General features: G+C 72.0%; 15 protein-coding genes. 8 read left to right on the forward strand and 7 right to left on the reverse strand.

Annotated elements, in window-relative coordinates:
- Nucleotides 1-309: 309 nt before the first annotated feature.
- The 3 genes from ACCP09_RS08655 to ACCP09_RS08665 all read right to left on the reverse strand — a co-directional run bounded on the left by ACCP09_RS08655 (nt 310) and on the right by ACCP09_RS08665 (nt 5,382).
- A complete protein-coding gene (locus tag ACCP09_RS08655) occupies nt 310-2,799 on the reverse strand; it encodes a DNA gyrase/topoisomerase IV subunit A (RefSeq protein ID WP_027932111.1) in 2,490 nt (829 codons plus the stop codon).
- 22 nt (nt 2,800-2,821) lie between these two features.
- Nucleotides 2,822-4,879, reverse strand: coding sequence for a DNA gyrase/topoisomerase IV subunit B (locus tag ACCP09_RS08660; protein WP_026153864.1), 2,058 nt, complete (start codon nt 4,877-4,879; stop codon nt 2,822-2,824).
- Between the two features lie 98 nt (nt 4,880-4,977).
- Nucleotides 4,978-5,382: a hypothetical protein gene (locus ACCP09_RS08665; RefSeq protein WP_433744756.1), complete on the reverse strand. Its 405-nt coding sequence runs from the start codon at nt 5,380-5,382 to the stop codon at nt 4,978-4,980.
- Between ACCP09_RS08665 and ACCP09_RS08670 the strand changes: the two genes are divergently transcribed.
- Genes ACCP09_RS08670 through ACCP09_RS08685 form a run of 4 tightly spaced genes read left to right on the forward strand, consistent with a single transcriptional unit; the run spans nt 5,369 to nt 7,053 of the window.
- Entirely contained in the window at nt 5,369-5,515 is a 147-nt protein-coding gene (locus tag ACCP09_RS08670) for a hypothetical protein (protein ID WP_433744759.1), read from the forward strand. The genes ACCP09_RS08665 and ACCP09_RS08670 overlap by 14 nt on opposite strands.
- Complete coding sequence (locus ACCP09_RS08675; RefSeq protein ID WP_433744762.1) at nt 5,512-6,438, forward strand: pseudouridine synthase; 927 nt, start codon at nt 5,512-5,514, stop codon at nt 6,436-6,438. The genes ACCP09_RS08670 and ACCP09_RS08675 overlap by 4 nt, the downstream gene beginning before the upstream one ends.
- A gap of 18 nt (nt 6,439-6,456) precedes the next feature.
- Nucleotides 6,457-6,804, forward strand: a complete 348-nt coding sequence (locus ACCP09_RS08680) for a class I SAM-dependent methyltransferase (RefSeq protein WP_433744765.1) — start codon at nt 6,457-6,459, stop codon at nt 6,802-6,804.
- Nucleotides 6,805-6,864: 60 nt separating this feature from the next.
- The gene (locus ACCP09_RS08685; protein WP_378365624.1) at nt 6,865-7,053 is read left to right on the forward strand and encodes a hypothetical protein; all 189 of its coding nucleotides are present in this window, start codon (nt 6,865-6,867) and stop codon (nt 7,051-7,053) included.
- Here ACCP09_RS08685 and ACCP09_RS08690 read toward each other — a convergent pair.
- Nucleotides 7,037-7,651, reverse strand: coding sequence for a hypothetical protein (locus ACCP09_RS08690; protein ID WP_433744768.1), 615 nt, complete (start codon nt 7,649-7,651; stop codon nt 7,037-7,039). The two genes, ACCP09_RS08685 and ACCP09_RS08690, sit on opposite strands and share 17 nt — an antisense overlap.
- Before the next feature lie 79 nt (nt 7,652-7,730).
- Between ACCP09_RS08690 and ACCP09_RS08695 the strand changes: the two genes are divergently transcribed.
- The 3 genes from ACCP09_RS08695 to ACCP09_RS08705 are packed head-to-tail and all read left to right on the forward strand — an operon-like array spanning nt 7,731 to nt 12,805.
- The gene (locus ACCP09_RS08695; RefSeq protein ID WP_433744771.1) at nt 7,731-10,547 is read left to right on the forward strand and encodes a glycosyltransferase; all 2,817 of its coding nucleotides are present in this window, start codon (nt 7,731-7,733) and stop codon (nt 10,545-10,547) included.
- A gap of 3 nt (nt 10,548-10,550) precedes the next feature.
- Nucleotides 10,551-11,732: an acyltransferase family protein gene (locus ACCP09_RS08700; RefSeq protein WP_433744774.1), complete on the forward strand. Its 1,182-nt coding sequence runs from the start codon at nt 10,551-10,553 to the stop codon at nt 11,730-11,732.
- Nucleotides 11,729-12,805, forward strand: a complete 1,077-nt coding sequence (locus ACCP09_RS08705; protein ID WP_433744777.1) for a ScyD/ScyE family protein — start codon at nt 11,729-11,731, stop codon at nt 12,803-12,805. Before ACCP09_RS08700 ends, ACCP09_RS08705 begins: the two co-directional genes overlap by 4 nt.
- A gap of 48 nt (nt 12,806-12,853) precedes the next feature.
- On the opposite strand, the gene ACCP09_RS08710 is transcribed toward ACCP09_RS08705, so the two are convergent.
- Together ACCP09_RS08710 and ACCP09_RS08715 are read right to left on the reverse strand one after the other, a co-directional pair.
- Nucleotides 12,854-13,405 carry a hemerythrin domain-containing protein gene (locus ACCP09_RS08710; protein ID WP_433744779.1) on the reverse strand — a complete coding sequence of 184 codons (552 nt, stop codon included), beginning with the start codon at nt 13,403-13,405 and terminating at the stop codon, nt 12,854-12,856.
- A gap of 56 nt (nt 13,406-13,461) precedes the next feature.
- Nucleotides 13,462-14,445 (reverse strand): zinc-dependent alcohol dehydrogenase family protein, encoded by a 984-nt coding sequence (locus ACCP09_RS08715; protein WP_378365619.1) that lies wholly within the window; start codon nt 14,443-14,445, stop codon nt 13,462-13,464.
- 84 nt (nt 14,446-14,529) lie between these two features.
- On the opposite strand from ACCP09_RS08715, the gene ACCP09_RS08720 reads away from it, so the two are divergent.
- Nucleotides 14,530-15,222 carry a TetR/AcrR family transcriptional regulator gene (locus ACCP09_RS08720; protein WP_027932122.1) on the forward strand — a complete coding sequence of 231 codons (693 nt, stop codon included), beginning with the start codon at nt 14,530-14,532 and terminating at the stop codon, nt 15,220-15,222.
- Here the strand turns inward: ACCP09_RS08720 and ACCP09_RS08725 are convergent.
- The gene (locus ACCP09_RS08725) at nt 15,158-16,354 is read right to left on the reverse strand and encodes an NAD(P)/FAD-dependent oxidoreductase (RefSeq protein WP_433744783.1); all 1,197 of its coding nucleotides are present in this window, start codon (nt 16,352-16,354) and stop codon (nt 15,158-15,160) included. The two genes, ACCP09_RS08720 and ACCP09_RS08725, sit on opposite strands and share 65 nt — an antisense overlap.
- Between the last annotated feature and the right edge of the window lie 86 nt (nt 16,355-16,440).

The following is a 16,440-nucleotide window of genomic DNA, read 5'->3' on the forward strand; positions in this document are numbered from 1 at the left end:
CTGTTGCGGGTCCGATGTTCTGCGAGCCCAGTGTTGTGGGCCCGTGTTGCGGGCCGTCCATGCCGGCCCGGTAAGGCCGCCCCTGTTGCGGCCCCAGTTGCACGCCGGGTGTTGCAGGCCCGGTGTTGCGGGCTGGTGTGTGGCCCAAGTCGCGGGCCCCACTCGCGGCCCCACTCGCGGCCCCACTCGCGGCCCCACTCGCGGCCCCACTCGCGGCCCCACTCGCGGCCCCACTCGCGGCCCCACTCGCGGCCCCACTCGCGGCCCCACTCGCGGGCCCCACTCGGGAGCGCGGGACCCGCACCGAAATCAGCCGCGCTCGATGAGGTGTCCGATGACGTCCGGGCCGGGGTGCGGGGCTCCCGAGGCGTCGCGGCGGAGGGTGGGCTCCGGAAGCTCCACCGGGTCCCCGTTCTTCGACGCTCCGGCAGGCCGGGGGCCCACCCAGCCGACCGTCAGCCGCGTCTCCCCCTTCAGGAAGCGCTGCGCCCGCACCCCGCCGGTCGCGCGGCCCTTCGCCGGGTACTCGGCGAACGGCGTCATCTTCACGCTCGCGCCGGTGGCCGTCACCACCATCGGCTCGCCGTGCTCCGCGTCGTCCGTGCGGATCGCCCCGAAGAACACCACCTCGGCGTCCGCGGCGAGCTTGATGCCCGCCATGCCGCCGCCCTTGAGGCCCTGCGGCCGCACCAGCGAAGCCGGGAACCGCAGCAGCGAGGCGTCCGACGTGACGAACGCGAACGTCTCCTCGCCATCAGCCAGCCACGCGGCGCCGACGACCTCGTCGCCGTCCTTCAACCCGATGATCTCGAACTCGTCGGACCGCACCGGCCAGTCCGGCGCCACCACCTTCACCACGCCCTGCCGCGTGCCGAGCGCGAGACCGGGCGACCCGGCCGCCTGCTCGCCCAGCGGCGCGATGCCGATGACCTTCTCGCCCTTGTCCAGCGGCACCAGCTCCCGCGCGGCCATCCCGCCGCGCAGCGACACCGTCCCGGACTGCTCCGGCAGCACGGGCAGCGGCAGCACGTCCGTCTTGAACGCCCGCCCGCGGCTGGTCACCAGCAGCACCTGGCCACGCGCGGTCGAGTGCACCATCGCCGCCACCGCGTCGTGCTTCACCCGGCCGTTGCGGCGGCGGCCCTCCGGCGCCTCCTCCGACTCGGCCGCGGTGCGGGCGACCAGGCCGGTGGCGGACAGGATCACCTGGCACGGGTCGTCGGCGACCTCCAGCGGCCCGGCCGGCTTGGACGCGGCCAGCACCTCCTTGAGGTCGCCGTCGATCAGCGCGGTGCGCCGCTCGGTCTTGAAGTCCTTCGCGATCTTGGCCAGCTCGTTGGAGACGACCTTCTTCAGCTCCCGGTCGTCGTCCAGGATCTTGGTCAGCTCGGCGATCTCGGCGCGCAGCTTCTCCTGCTCGTCCTCGAGTTCGAGCTTGTCGTACTTGGTGAGCCGGCGCAGCGGCGTGTCCAGGATGTAGGTGGCCTGGATCTCGGACAGCTTGAACCGCTTCATCAGGCCGTCCTTGGCCTGCGCGGCGTCGTCGCTGTTGCGGATCAGCCGGATCACCTTGTCGATGTCCAGCAGCGCGATCAGCAGGCCCTCGACCAGGTGCAGCCGCTCCTCGCGCTTGCGGCGCCGGTACTTCGTGCGCCGCGTGACCACGTCGTAGCGGTGCTCCAGGAACACCTCGAGCAGCTGCTTGAGCCCGAGCGTCTGCGGCTGGCCGTCGACCAGCACCAGGTTGTTGATGCCGAACGACTGTTCCAGCGGCGTGAGCCGGTAGAGGTCGGCCAGCAGCGGGTTCGGGTTGACGCCCACCTTGCACTCGATGACCAGCCGGGTGCCGTTCTCGCGGTCGGTGAGGTCCTTGACGTCGGCGATCCCGGTCAGCCGCTTGGACTTGTTGACCTCCTCGGTGATCTTCTCGATCACCTTCTCCGGCCCGACGCCGTAGGGCAGCTCGGTGACCGTGATCGCCTGGCGGCCGCGGCTGCCGGGCAGCGGGCCGATCTCGACCTTCGCCCGCATCCGCACCACGCCGCGGCCGGTCTCGTACGCCTTGCGCACCTCGTCCAGGCCCAGCAGCATCCCGCCGGTCGGCAGGTCGGGGCCCGGCACGAACTCCATCAGCTTGTCCAGGGTGGCGCCGGGGTGGTTGATCAGCCACCGCGCGGCCGCGATGACCTCGCCCATGTTGTGCGGGATCATGTTGGTCGCCATGCCGACCGCGATGCCGGACGTGCCGTTGACCAGCAGGTTCGGGTACGCGGCGGGCAGCACCGACGGCTCCATCAGCGAGCCGTCGTAGTTCGGCCGGAAGTCGACCGTCTCCTCGCCCAGTTCGCCGACGAGCAGCATCGCCTCCGGCGACATGCGCGCCTCGGTGTACCGCGACGCGGCCGGGCCGTCGTCCGGGCTGCCGAAGTTGCCGTGGCCGTCGATGAGCGGCGCGTTCATCGAGAAGTCCTGCGCCAGGCGGACCATCGCGTCGTAGATCGCGGTGTCGCCGTGCGGGTGGTAGCGGCCCATCACGTCGCCGACCACGCGCGAGGACTTCACGTACGCGTGGTTGGGCCGGTAGCCGGCCTCGTTCATCGAGAACAGGATCCGGCGGTGCACCGGCTTGAGGCCGTCGCGCGCGTCGGGCAGTGCGCGGGAGTGGATGACCGAGTAGGCGTACTCCAGGTAGGAGTCCTCGATCTCGGTCTTCACCGGGTTCTCGAAGACCTGCGCGCCTGCCTGGTCGAACGCTGCCGGATCGACCCGGGTGACGGCTGTCTTGGATCGGCGTGCCATTGCTGTTGTCTCCTAGGGGAACTCAGACGTCGATCGCTTCGCGGTCCACGCGGGCGGCGGATTCGACGAGCCAGTTGCGCCTGGGTTCGACCTTCTCCCCCATCAGCAGCTCCAGCGCGGCCTCCGCGGCCTCCGCGTCGTCCAGCGTGATGCGGCGGACCGACCGGGTCGCGGGGTTCATCGTGGTCTCCCACAGTTCGTCGGCGTCCATCTCGCCGAGGCCCTTGAACCGCGGGACCGGCTTGACGATCTGCTTGCCCGCGGCCTCCAGCTCGGCGACCTTCTGCTCCATTTCGCGCTGTGTGAAGGTGAAGATCGTCTCGGGGTTGCGGCCCTTCGTGACGATCTTGTGCAGCGGCGGCATCGCGGCGAACAGCCTGCCGTCCTCGATCACCGGCCGCATGTACTTCGCGAACAGGGTGATCAGCAGCGTCCGGATGTGCGAGCCGTCGACGTCGGCGTCGGCCATCAGGATGACGCGGCCGTACCGCATCGCGGACAGGTCGAACGTGCGGCCGGTGCCCGCGCCGAGCACCTGCACGATCGAGGCGATCTCGGCGTTCTTCAGCGTGTCGCCGAGCGAGGCCTTCTGCACGTTCAGGATCTTGCCGCGCAACGGCAGCAGCGCCTGGTACTCCGACACGCGCGCCATGCGGGCCGACCCGAGCGCGCTGTCACCCTCGACGAGGAACAGCTCGCTGCGGGAGATGCCGGTGGTGCGGCAGTCGACGAGCTTCGGCGGCATCGCCGCGCCCTCCAGCGCGGTCTTGCGGCGCGCCGCGTCCTTCTGCTGCTTCTGCGTCAGCCGCACCCGCGCGGCGTCGACGATCTTCTGCAGCACGACCTTGGCCTCGGCCTTGGTCTTGCGGTTCTCCGTCCACTCCTTGAGGTGCCGCTCGACGATGCCCTGCACCACGCGGGTGATGCCGGACGTGGACAGCTCGTCCTTGGTCTGCGAGGTGAACTGCGGCTCCGGGATGCGCACGTGGACGACCGCCGTCATGCCCTCGAGCACGTCGTCGAGCGTCGGCAGGTCCTCCTTGGCCTTCAGCAGGCCGCGGGTGCGGGAAATGGCTTCCTGCAACGCCTTCGTCGCCCCGCGGTCGAAGCCGCGGCGGTGGGTGCCGCCGTGCACGTTGCGGATGGTGTTGGTGAAGCACTCGACCGTGCGCTCGTACCCGGTGCCCCAGCGCAGCGCGATCTCGACCTCGGCGTGGCGCTCCACATTGGACCGCATGACCCCGTTGGCGTCGGCCGCGTTCTCCTTGTACGAGCCCTCGCCGCGGATGATCAGCGTGCCGGACACCGGCTTCTCGTCCGACGGCGCGAGGAACTCCACCATGTCCGCGAGGCCGTTGGGGAAGTGGAAGGTCTCCTCGCTGATCGACCCCTCGGTGGCGGTGCGCAGCACGTACGTGACGCCCGGCACGAGGAACGCGGTGTTGCGCAGCTTCGTGCGCACCTGCTCGACGTCGAGCTCCGCGCCCTTCTCGAAGTACCGCGCGTCGTGCCAGTAGCGGATCGACGTGCCGGTGCGCTCACCGCGCTTCATCTTGCCCTTGACGCGCAACCCGGGCTGCGGCGTGAACTTCGCCTTCGGGCCGGGACCGTCGAACACGCCCGGCGTGCCGTGCGCGAAGGACATCTCGTGCACCTTGCCGCCGTTCCGGACGGTGACGTCGAAGCGGTGCGACAACGCGTTGACCGCCGAGGCGCCGACGCCGTGCAGGCCGCCGGAGGTCTTGTAGCCGGAGCCGCCGAACTTGCCGCCCGCGTGCAGCCGGGTGAGCACCAGCTCGACACCGGACAGACCGGACTTGGCGTGCACGCCGGTCGGGATGCCGCGGCCGTCGTCGTCGACCTGGACGCTGCCGTCCGCGTGCAACGTGACGACCACCTTCGTGGCGTGACCTGCGACACCCTCGTCCGTCGAGTTGTCGACGATCTCGGTGAACAGGTGGTTCACGCCGCGGCTGTCGGTCGACCCGATGTACATGCCGGGGCGCTTCCGGACCGCTTCCAGGCCTTCCAGGTGGGTAAGGTCGTCGGCCCCGTAGAGAGGCTCAGCAGAAGCAGTCACAGGATCTTCTCTCCCAGTAGCGATTGGGGCGGGGCGGCACCAGGGCGCCGCGCGTATGCAGGGTAACGGAGGGCACCGACAACCCCGGGGATTGTGGCCTACTGCCGCCGTGCGGCGTGGATCGCGCCGGCGAGCATGTCGAGCTCCGCGTCGAAGACCTCGTCGGCGGTGGCGGCGCGCAGGTGCGGTACCAGTGCTTTCAGTGTAGGCGCTGCCGAGCTCGCCCGTGCGGCTTCGAAGATCCCGGCGTCGCGTTCCGGCGTGGTGGGCTCGCCGTGCACCTCGCGGTGGGCGCGGCCCGGCACGACGGCCAGGAAGACCAGGTAGAAGCACGCCTGGGCCGGTTCGTCCAGGCCGGCGGCCGCGAGGACCTCCGCGAGACGCAGCCCGCCCGGGCCGTGGTTGCCGCGGGTCATGATCAGCTCGGCGAAGCCGGCACGGTCGCCAGCGCGCTGAGCCGGTCGTTCCCTGCCGTCCGCGGTGGCGGCCGTGAACGGCGTCACCGTGGTCGTCGCGGCGGCCATGCTGCCCCGGCTCTCGGCCGCGGCGCTGGCCTACTCGGCGGGGTTCGCGCTGGTCGCCGCGGTGGTGGTCGCGCCGGGCGCGGTGGCCCCTCGCTACAGTGCTGACCGATGAGACGCAAGCCGCCCCCGTCCCCGCTGCCGCCGCGTGACGGGGTCAACGCGGCGCGCATCCGGACCCCGCCGGACGGCCCGTGGGACACCATCCGCGACTACCTGGTCCGCAAGCTGACCAAGCTGGACCCGGCGGTGATCGACGCGATGCTGGCCGAGGGCGCGATCGTCGGGGTGGACGGGCCGATCGACGCCCGCACACCGTTCACGCCCAGCGCCTTCCTGTGGTTCCACCGGGACCGCGGCGACGAGGTGCCGGTGCCGTTCGAGCTGGCCGTGCTCCACGAGGACGACGTCCTGCTGGTGGTCGACAAGCCGCACTTCCTGGCCACCACACCGCGCGGCGGGCACGTCCGGGAGACCGCACTGGTGCGCCTGCGGCACACGCGGGACCTGCCGGACCTCTCCCCCGCGCACCGCCTCGACCGGCTCACGGCGGGTGTGCTGATGTTCGTCAAGACCGCGGCGCACCGCAGCGCGTACCAGAACCTGTTCCGGGATCGCCTGGTGCACAAGGAGTACGAGGCGATCGCGCCCTACTCGCCGGAGCTGGCGCTGCCGCGGACCGTGGAGAGCCGGATCGTGAAGAAGCGGGGTGTGCTGACCGCGCGCGAACTGCCGGGGCCGGTGAACGCGCGGACGCACGTGGAGCTGATCGAGCACCGCGACGGGCTGGGCCGCTACCGGCTGGTGCCGGAAACCGGCCGCACGCACCAGCTGCGGGTGCACCTGAACTCGCTGGGCATCCCGATCCTGGGCGATCCGCTGTACCCGGAGGTCCGCGAGGTGCCGCCCGGCGACTTCCGCCGTCCGCTGCAGCTGCTCGCGAAGGTGCTCGCGTTCACCGATCCGCTCACCGGCGCGGAGCACCGCTTCGAGAGCGCGCTTCGCCTGCGCGCCTGGGATTCGCACCCGGACTGGTAGCACCGTCCACACCGGATCGTGACCGAACTCCTCGCATACGGCGACCACCCGGTCCTGGCCGGCGCCCGCGTGCAGACCACGCTGCGCAGCCGCATCACCGAGGACCGCCTGCACGCCTCGGGCCTGCGCCAGTACGTGGTCCTCGGCGCCGGGCTCGACACCTTCGCCCAGCGGGACGGCCGAGTCCGCACCTCGAGGTCGACCACCCGGCGAGCCAGTCCGCGAAGCGTGAACTCCTCGCCGCGGCCGGGATTCCCGAGGCGGCCACCGGTTGGACGGCAGCAGGTAGTCCGCGACGAGTTCGCTGCCCGCGGCGAGCCGGGCGAGGGCGGTCAGGGTGGCGTCGAGCGGCGTCGAGGTACATGAGCACGCCGAGCCAGCTGACGAAGGCCGGCGGGCAACGCCTACGTCGAAGCCGTCGGCGGGATGACCGCGGGCCGGGGTGAGCCGTGGCGCACGTTCCTCGGCCCGGACGAGATCCGCGCGCTACTCCGGCGGCACGGGTTCGACGTCGTGGAAGACCTCGGCCGGCACGACTTCCTCGCCGGCCGCGCGGACAGCCTGCGCCCCGCGCACCTGTCCCGCGTCGTGCGCGCCGTCAGGAGCGGTCGCTAGGCGGCGCCAGCTCGATCTGCCGGTCCAGCGTCGTCCGGAACACGTCGTGCGCCGCGTCGCCCTGGCCCGCCGTCTCGACGACCACCACGCGGTCGTAGAGCACGTACGCCGCGCCGAAGCGGGCCAGCGGGGCGCCCACCGGCGTGCCGTACACCGTGACGCCCTCCAGCGACAGGTCCCGGTCGGCGGCCAGCCCCTGCAGCTCCACGCCCGCGCCGTACGCCCGCACCGCGCCTCGCGGATCACCCGTCGCCAGCGCGTACAGTCCGATCGTCACCCCGGTCCGCACCGCGGTCTTGCGCATCCCGTCGCTCATCCCGGCCGTGGTCAGCACGTCGACCATCGGCTGCGGCAGCGACACGGTGCTGCGCAGCGCGGCGAGGGTGAACGGCCCGCTCGGACCGGGCGCGCCGGGCGGTTCGACGAGGGCCAGCGCGCTGTGCTCGGGGGCCGGCTTGGCGTCCGGCGGGTCGGCCAGGCCGGCGTTGCGGGTCAGCAGGTACCCGGTGACGGACACGGCGAGACCCAGCGCCAGCACCACGATGATCGCGATCCCGAGGGTCAGCTCCCGGCGCTGCCGGCGGACGTCAGTGGTCACCGTGAGAAATTCCCTCCCCGCCGCAGATTACCGGGCATCAGTATCACCCGGGGCCCCAGTACCGGTAGCCTTCCGGCCCATGGTGGGACCTCGGGGGATCGACTGGACGGGCGAGCGCTGCGTGCCCTGGACGGACGACATCCAGGTGATCTACGAGCACTACCACCGCTACGCCCTCGCCGCCCGCTACGCCTTCGGGCGGCGCGTCCTCGACCTCGCCAGCGGCGAGGGCTACGGCAGCGCGCTGCTGGCCGCCCACGCGGCCGAGGTGGTCGGCGTCGACATCGACGAAGCCAGCGTCGAGCACGCCCGCGCGCGCTACGGCGGGCAGCCGAACCTGCGGTTCACCACCGGTTCGATGACCGACCCGGACCTGCTCGCCGACGCCAGGAAGTTCGACGTCGTCACCTGTTTCGAGGCGCTCGAGCACGTCGCGGAGCAGGACGAGCTGATGGCGCTGGTGCGCGCCCGGCTCGCGCCCGGCGGCGTCTTCTTCACCAGCACGCCGGACGTCCTCGTCTACACGCACGAGCACGGCAACGAAAACCCCTTCCACGTCAAGGAGTTGACCGAGCCGCAGTTCCGCGCGCTGCTCGGCGCGTCGTTCCGGCACGTGACGGTGCTGCGGCAGAACGTGGCGGTCGGCTCGGTGCTCACCAGCGACCGCGAGCACGGCCCGGTGCTGTCGCAGCAGCTGCGCCGCACGGGCGAGGACAGCTGGTCGGTCGGCACCGGCGCGCCGCACACCTACCTGGTCGGCGTCGCCTCCGACAACCCGGTGGAGGTGCCCGCCGCGGCGACGATGCTGGACCCGCAGCTCACGTTGCTCGGCGCGGCCGCCGAACGCGCCGCCGCGCCGCTGCGCGCCGAGATCGAACGGCTCACCAGCGACGACGGCGGCCCGAAGTACCGCAAGGTCATCGAGCGCTACCGGCCGCGGCGGCGCGCCACCGAAGGCCCGGTCGCGGTGTCGACCAGCGACGAACCGCTCGTCAGCATCGTCGTTCCGGTGCACGGGCAGTGGAGCTACACGCGCCGCTGCCTGCAGTCGATCGAGGACAGCGGCACGCGCGTGCCGTTCGAAGTCGTGGTGGTCGACGACGCCTCGCCGGACGATTCGGCCGAGCAGCTCGCCGCGTGCCCGGGTGTCCGGCTCGTGCGCGCCCCGGAGAACCTGGGGTTCCTGCGCGCCGTGAACCTCGGCGCCGCGCAGGCCCGCGGGGAGCTGCTGGTGCTGCTCAACAACGACACCGAGGTCCGGCCCGGCTGGCTGGACGCGCTCACCGACGTCGTCCGCGGCGACGGGAGCATCGGCCTGGCCGGGGCGAAGCTGGTCTACCCGGACGGCAGGCTGCAGGAGTGCGGCGGCATCGTGTTCGCCGACGGCAGCGCCGCCAACTACGGCCACGGCGACAACCCGGAAGACCCGCGCTACCAGGCCGTCCGCGACGTCGACTACTGCTCGGGCGCGGCGATCCTCGTGCGCCGGGACCTGTGGGAGCGGCTGGGCGGGTTCGACGAGCGCTACTCCCCCGCCTACTACGAGGACACCGACCTGGCGTTCGCGGTCCGCGCCGCGGGCCACCGCGTGGTGGTGGTCCCGGACGCGGTGGTCGTCCACCACGAGGGCGTCTCGCACGGCACCGACGTCACGCAGGGCGTCAAGCGGTACCAGGAGGTCAACCGCGAGGTCTTCGCGGCGAAGTGGGCGGACGCCCTCGCGGAGCAGGCCGACCCGGGCACGCCGCTGTGGATCGCCCGCCAGCGCGTGCCCGGCCGGCCTCAGCGCGACGGCGACCTGGTGCTGGTCGCCGACGTCACCGTGCCCACCCCGGACCGCGACTCCGGCTCGGTGCGGTTGCGGTGCCTGCTGGACGAGCTGGTCGCGCTCGGTCACCGCGTGGTGTTCTGCCCGATGGGGCCGCCCGCGGACCCGGCGTACCTGGACCAGCTGCACCGCGCCGGGATCACCGTGCTCGCCGACAACGGCCTGCGCGAGCAGTTCCTGCACGAGGCGGGCAAGCACATCCGGCTGGCGCTGCTGTCCCGGCCGACCGTGGCCTGGCACCTCGCCGACCGGCTGCGGATCTGCGCGCCGCGGGCGCGGATCGTGTTCGACACGGTCGACCTGCACTTCGTGCGCCTGTCCAGGGAGGCCGAGCTGGTGGAGCGGCTCGGCGGCGCGCCGGAGACGTCGACGATGCTGCACCAGCGCGCGAAGCTCTACCGCGAGCTGGAACTGGCGCTGGTGCGCGCCTGCGACCGGACGTTGGTGGTGTCCGAGGCCGAACGCGACCTGCTGGCCGACCTCGCGCCGGGCGCCCCGGTCAGCGTGCTGTCCAATGTGCACACGCCGGGGCCGGAGGCGAGCCCCGATGGACGGCCCGGCGTGTTGTTCGTGGGCAGTTTCGAGCACCCGCCCAACCGCGACGCGGCGTACTGGCTGGCCGGGGAGATCTGGCCGCTGGTGCGCAGGCAGGTCCCGGACGCGGTGCTCGACCTGGTCGGCCACGACCCGACGAACGAACTGCGCACGCTCGACGGTCACGGCGTGAAGTTCCGCGGCTGGGTGCCCGCCCTCGGCGCGCTCTACGAAACGGCCCGGCTGTCGGTGGCGCCGCTGCGGTTCGGCGCCGGCGTCAAGGGCAAGGTCGGCGAGAGCCTGGCCGCGGGTGTCCCGGTGGTCGGCACGACGCTGGCGTTCGAGGGCATGCGGTTGCGCGACGGCGTGGAGGTCCTCGTCGGCGACAAGGCCGAGGAGATCGCCGCGGGAATCGTGTCGCTGCTGACCGATGACGCGCTCTGGCTGCGGCTGTCCCGGGCCGGGCAGGCCGCGGTGGCCGCGCAGTTCGGGCCGGGCGTCGCGCGCGCCGCGCTGACCGAGCTGCTGGGCTGAGCGGTGCCGCGGGACAACTCGGCGGAGCGCACGCAGCAGATCCGCCCCGTCAAGTACGCCAAGGCCGAGACCGGGTTCGCGTGGCTGCGGCTCATCGGCGCGAGCATGGTCGTCGTCGAGCACTCGTTCCCGCTCGTCGACCCGCAGCGGCTGACGATCCTGCCGGCGAGCTGGGACCTGTCCCCCGGTTACTTCGCGCTCATGGGCTTCTTCGCGATGAGCGGGTTCCAGATCACCGACAGCTGGGCGCGCGACGCGTCGTGGTGGCGGTACGCCGCCAAGCGCGTGCTGCGGATCTGGCCGCCGCTGCTCGTCGTCGTCATGTTCACCGCGTTCGTGATCGGTCCACTGGTCACCGTGCTCGATGCCGGCGAGTACTGGACGGACACCGCGACCTGGGGTTACGTGGTGCACAACGCGGCGCTGTACCCGTTGCAGCACCTGCTTCCCGGGGTGTTCGCGGAGAACCCGTACCCGTGGTCGGCGAATGGCTCACTGTGGACGCTGCCGATGGAGACCACCGGGTACGCGCTCGTTCTCGTCGCGGGACTGACCGGTCTGCTCGGTCGCGCCCGCGCCGGCCTGTTCGCGCTGCTGGCCGCGATCGTCGTGCTCGACGGTTTCCTCGGCGCCACCTACACCTTCCAGGGCCGCGGCGGGTCGTTGCTGTCCGTGCCCGTCGGCGCGATGGTCGCGTTCGGTGTCGCGTTCGTCATCGGCATGGTGATGCACCGTTACCACGGAAAGATTCCGCTGTCGCGGGCGGCCGCGTACGCCGGGGTGGCCGGGTACCTGGTGGTCAACTTCGTGCCCGTCCTGCAGCCCTGCGCGCGGATCGTGCTGCCGTTCGCCGCCGGGTACGGCGCGATCGTGTGGGCCCACCACTGGCCGCGCCGGCTGGCGCGTTACGACAAGTGGGTCTACGGCAGTTACGGCATGTACATCTGGGCGATGCCGGTGCAGCAACTCATCGTGTTCGCCGGGGTGCGGAACTCGTACCTGCTGATGGCGCTGGCGCTGCCGCTGGCCTACGCGTGCGGGCTGCTGTCCTGGCAGCTCGTGGAAATCCCGACGCAACGGCTGCGCGTTTACTTGCACCCTCAACCGAAATCTCCTCGTAACGCTCGTCCACGCGATTCCGTCTCCGGAAGGGGGGCACATCGTCGTGAAAGGACGGGCGTATGAAAACATCCCGAATCCTGCTGACAGCCGCCACCGCACTCGCGGTGACACTGGTTCCGCTCGGCGCCGAGGCCGGCGGCAAGGTGTCCACAGTGGCCGGCGGCCTGGACAGCCCGCGCGGGCTGTCGTTCTCGCCTGACGGGGCCCTGTACGTCGCGGAAGCCGGCCGCGGCGGCGCTGGTCCGTGCATGGCGGGGCCCGAGGGCGAGGCGTGCTACGGCGAATCCGGCGCCGTCACGCGGATCGACCACGGGCAGCAGAAACGCGTGCTGAGCGGCCTGCCGTCGCTCGCCGCGCGCGACGGTTCCGGCGCGATCGGCCCGTCGGACGTCTCGTTCCTCGGCAAGGGCAACATGTACGTCACCGTCGGTCTGGGGGCGAACCCCGCGCTGCGCACGAACCTGCCGCCGAAGGGCCAGCAGTTCATGGGGTGGTTGCTGCGCAACGGAAAACCGGTCGCCGACATCGCCGGTTACGAGGCAACGGCCAACCCCGACGGTGGTGAGCCGGACAGCAACCCCAACTCGGTCCTCGCCCTGCCCGGCGGCCGCGTGGTGGCCGACGCGGGCGGCAACTCCCTGCTGTGGGTCCCGGACAAGGGCGGCATCCACACGATCGCCACGTTCCCGACGCGGATGGCGACGGGGCCGGACGGCTCGCAGATCCCGATGCAGTCGGTGCCGACCTCGGTCGCGCTCGGCCCGGACGGCGCGCTGTACGTCGGCGAGCTGACCGGCTTCCCGTTCCCGAAGGGCGCGGCGCGGGTGTACCGGGTGGTGCCGGGCAAGGCGCCGCAGGTGTACGCGGAGGGCTTCACCAACATCATCGACATCGGCTTCGCGCAGGGGAAGCTGTACGTGCTGGAAATCGCGCACAACGGCCTGCTCAGCGGCGACCCGACGGGCGCGTTGATCCAGGTCGGCAAGAACGGCGCGCAGCACATCGTGACGCAGCAGCTGACGATGCCCGGTGGGCTGGCACTGCGTGACGGCAAGGCGTACGTGTCGAACTGCGGCGCCTGCCCGAACCCGCCGGGTTCACCCGGCAGCGGCAGCGTGGTGCGGGTCGGTCTGTGACGCGGAACCGGCCGCCTGCCGTTCGGCGGGCGGCCGGCTTCCGGGGCGTCAGCGTTTGAGCACGCTCCGGATGGCGTCGCGGGCTCGGTCCATCAAGGCGGCCGGCGGGCCGAGCAGCATGTTCTTCGCGGCGCTTTCCGTTCCCGGGTGCGGGCACGTCGGGGCCACGGCCTCGGCCGCCCGCACCGTGTCGGCCATCGCCTCCAGCCGCTTGCTGTCGTAGGCCTGGCGCAGCAGCGGGAACTCCGACCGCTCCTCGTGCTCGGCGTGGGCGAGCACGTCGTCCCGGAGCTGGATCAGCAGGGTGTCGAAGCCCTCCGCGTCCGGGCCCATCTCGTCCAATGTGGACAGCAGTTCCTTGGCGCGGTGCTCCTCGCCGAGGCGGGCCTCGACGATCGGCTCGCCGCCGTCCTGGCGCCGCACCTCGGGGTGGACCAGTTCCTCCTCCGCGGTCTCGTGGACCGACAGCAGCCGCACGAGGTCGCGGAAGGCGTCCTCGCGCTCGTCCCCCTTCGCGCGTTCGACGACGCCGAACAGGCGGCGGATCTCCTGGTGCTGGTCCTCCAGCAACGCGATGACGTCCTTCTTGTCCGTCGACACGGTGACCTCCTTCGCTTCGCCGAGAGGGCTACCCGCGCCGGCGGGGGTTCACTCGCTCAGTGACGAACGCGGACCACGACCTTGCCCACCTGGGTGTTCGACTCCAGGTGCGCGTGCGCCTCGACGATGTCGGACAGGTCGTCGAACACGCGGTCCACGGCCGGGCGCAGGGTGCCGATGCGCAGGCCGGCGTTGATGAAGTGCTCGGCCCGGCGCCGCCGCTCGGGGTTGCGCGCGACGTAGCTGCCGTTGCCGTAGCCGAACAGCGTGACCTGCCGGTCCCAGTTCATCGGCAGCGGCGTGGCCTCGCCGCCCAGCCAGCCGTAGAGGACGAGCAGCCCGCCGACGGCGGTGGCCTCGACCAGGTCGGCCACGCCCGGTCCGCCGACCGGGTCGAACGTCATCGTCGCGCCGTCGCCGCCGGTGAGCGCGCGGACCTCCTTGACCAGGTCCTGCGAGTCGAGCGTGACGACGTGCGCGGCGCCTGCCGCCACCAGCAGGTCCCGCTTGGCGGCGGTGCGGGTCACGGCGATGGGCACCGCCCCGAGGTGGTTGGCGATCTGGATCGCCGCGATGCCGACCCCGCTGGACGCGGCGGTGATCAGCACCGTGTCGCCGGGCCGCAGGCCGCCCCGCTCGACCAGCGCGCCGTACGCGGTCTGGTGCGTCAGCCAGACCGACGCGCCGGTGACCTCGTCGACCGTGCGGCGGACCAGGCTCGACACCGGCACCACGACCCGGTCGCCGTACACCCCGTAGTCCCGCATCGAGAACGAGGCGAGGGTGCTGATCTCGGTGCCCTCGGGGAACTCGTCGACGCCGGTCTCCACCACACCGGCCGCCTCGTAGCCGATCCGGGAACCCGGCAGGATCGGCTGCTCGTAGTAGGCGCCCGCGCGGAACAGCGCCTCCGCCCGGTTGAGCCCGATCGCGTCCACCCGGATGCGGACCTCGCCAGGGCCGGGCTCGGGCACCGGCCGGTCCTCGACACGCAGCACCTCGGGCCCACCGAGCCGGTCGAACAGGACTGCTCTCGCCATGACGTCTCCTCAACGGCGTTCGTTTACTACACGGCGTGTAGTATCAACACGGCGAATAGTAGACCAACGCCGTACAGTGTCAAGGTGGGTGAAGCGAGGACGAGCCGCCGGGAACGGCTGCGGGCGGAGACCGCGCGCGAGATCAAGACCATCGCGCTGGAGCTGATGGCCAAGGGCGGCCCGGACGCGATCTCGCTGCGGGCGATCGCGCGTGAGATGGGCATGACGGCCGGCGCGATCTACGGCTACTACCCCACCCGCGACGACCTGATCACCACGCTGATCTCCGACGTCTACACCTCGCTGGTGGACACCGCCGAAGCCGCGCGGGACGCCGTCCCCGCGGACGACCCGGCCGGGCGGATCCTGGCGTGGGGCCGCGCGCTGCGGACGTGGTCGCTCGCCAACCCCGAGGGTTTCCGGCTCATCTACGGCGATCCGGTGCCCGGCTACCGCGCGCCCGAGGGCGGCGCCGCGGCGGACGCGGAGCGCCGGGCGTGCGCCCTGCTGACCGAGCTGATCGCCGGGGCCTGGCCGACGGTCCAGGCCCCGGACGACTTCGACTGGGACGACTTCGGGCCCGCGCTGGTGCAGCACATGCGCGAGGAGTTCCCCGGTCTGCCGCCCGCCGTGCTGGCCCTGTCGCTGCGGACGTGGGGCCGGATGCACGGCCTGATCTCGCTCGAGGTCTACGGGCACCTCGGCCCGCAGGTCACCGACCCGGCGAAGCTGTACGAGTCGGAGTTGCGGGCGCTGCTGCGCTCACTGGGCCTGTGACCTGCCGTCCGCCCTTCACCCACCGGAGGGAACCGGGCTTGCGGGCCTCGCGTCGGATCTTCAGCACGCCGAGCTTGTACGTCAGCTCCTTGTAGGCCGCGCCGAGGCGGCCGCCGACGTAGAAGTTCTGCGCGGTGTCGTCCTTGCGGGCGAACTGCCGCACGGCCGCGTGCCTGCCGAGGCTGACGCACGACCCCACCAGAGCCACGTCGAGCACCGGCGGTTCGGTTCCGGCGATGCGGCTCAACACGGTGTCGGCGGCCTGCGCGCCGAGCGGCCCGGCGACCTGGCAGCTCATCCGCAGCGGCAGGCCCGATGGCGCGGCGGAGTCGCCCGCCGCGACGATCCGGTCGTCGTCGACGCTGGTCAGCGTCTCGTCGGTGAGCAGACGGCCCAGATCGTCGGTGCTCAGTCCGCTCGCGGCCGCGAGCTCCGGCACGGCGAAGCCCGCGCTCCAGACGGTCAGGGCGCTCGCCCGCGTCGTGCCGTCGTCGAAAACGACCGCGTCCGGCCGGACTTCGGCCACCTTGGCGGCCTCGACCACCGCGACCCCGTGCCGGGACAGCCACTTGGCGATGTACCGGCGGCCGCCCGCGCTCAACGAGGGCGCCAGCGTCCCGCCGCACGCCAGGGTGACCCGGCGTCCCCGTTCGGCCAGCTCGGCGGCGGTCTCGATGCCGGTCAGCCCGCCGCCGACCACCGTGACCGGCGCTTCCGGCGGCAGCGCGTCCAGCTCGTCCCGCAGCCGCCGCGCGGACTCCAGTTCGGCGACCGGGACGGCGAGTTCGGCCGCCCCGGGCACCGTGGGCGCCGCCCCGGTGCTGCCGACCGCGTAGACCACGTAGTCGTAGCCCAGCTCGCGGCCCGAGGCCAGCCGCACGGCGCGGGCGGCGGTGTCGATGCGCGTGGCGGTGTCGACCACCAGGTGGACGCCGTCGTCGAGCATCGTGCCGAAGTCCACTGTGGCCTCTCCGGTGCCTGCGGCGAACTGGTGCAGCCGGATGCGGTCGACGAACGCCGGACGGGGGTTGACCAACGTGACGTCCACGTCGTCGCGCATGCGCAGGCGGTTGGCCGCGAGCGTGCCGGCGTACCCGCCGCCGATGACGATCACCTTGTGGGTCTTGTTCATGGTGGGATTCCCTTCTCTCACCGGAACCGACAACCCACCGCCGCGAAACGTCAGGCCTGACGTTTCGCCCCGCTGTCTTGTCGGAG

The sequence above is a fragment of the Amycolatopsis sp. 3B14 genome, assembly GCF_050958625.1.
In the GTDB taxonomy this organism is placed as follows: domain Bacteria; phylum Actinomycetota; class Actinomycetes; order Mycobacteriales; family Pseudonocardiaceae; genus Amycolatopsis_E; species Amycolatopsis_E thermoflava.

Coding starts and splice junctions, on each gene's coding strand:
- ACCP09_RS08675 (WP_433744762.1), top strand. CDS start 5,512: ATGAGACGCAAGCCGCCCCCGTCCCCGCTGCCGCCGCGTGACGGGGTC.
- ACCP09_RS08685 (WP_378365624.1), top strand. CDS start 6,865: ATGACCGCGGGCCGGGGTGAGCCGTGGCGCACGTTCCTCGGCCCGGAC.
- ACCP09_RS08725 (WP_433744783.1), bottom strand. CDS start 16,354: ATGAACAAGACCCACAAGGTGATCGTCATCGGCGGCGGGTACGCCGGC.
- ACCP09_RS08695 (WP_433744771.1), top strand. CDS start 7,731: ATGGTGGGACCTCGGGGGATCGACTGGACGGGCGAGCGCTGCGTGCCC.
- ACCP09_RS08655 (WP_027932111.1), bottom strand. CDS start 2,799: ATGGCACGCCGATCCAAGACAGCCGTCACCCGGGTCGATCCGGCAGCG.
- ACCP09_RS08715 (WP_378365619.1), bottom strand. CDS start 14,445: ATGGCGAGAGCAGTCCTGTTCGACCGGCTCGGTGGGCCCGAGGTGCTG.
- ACCP09_RS08705 (WP_433744777.1), top strand. CDS start 11,729: ATGAAAACATCCCGAATCCTGCTGACAGCCGCCACCGCACTCGCGGTG.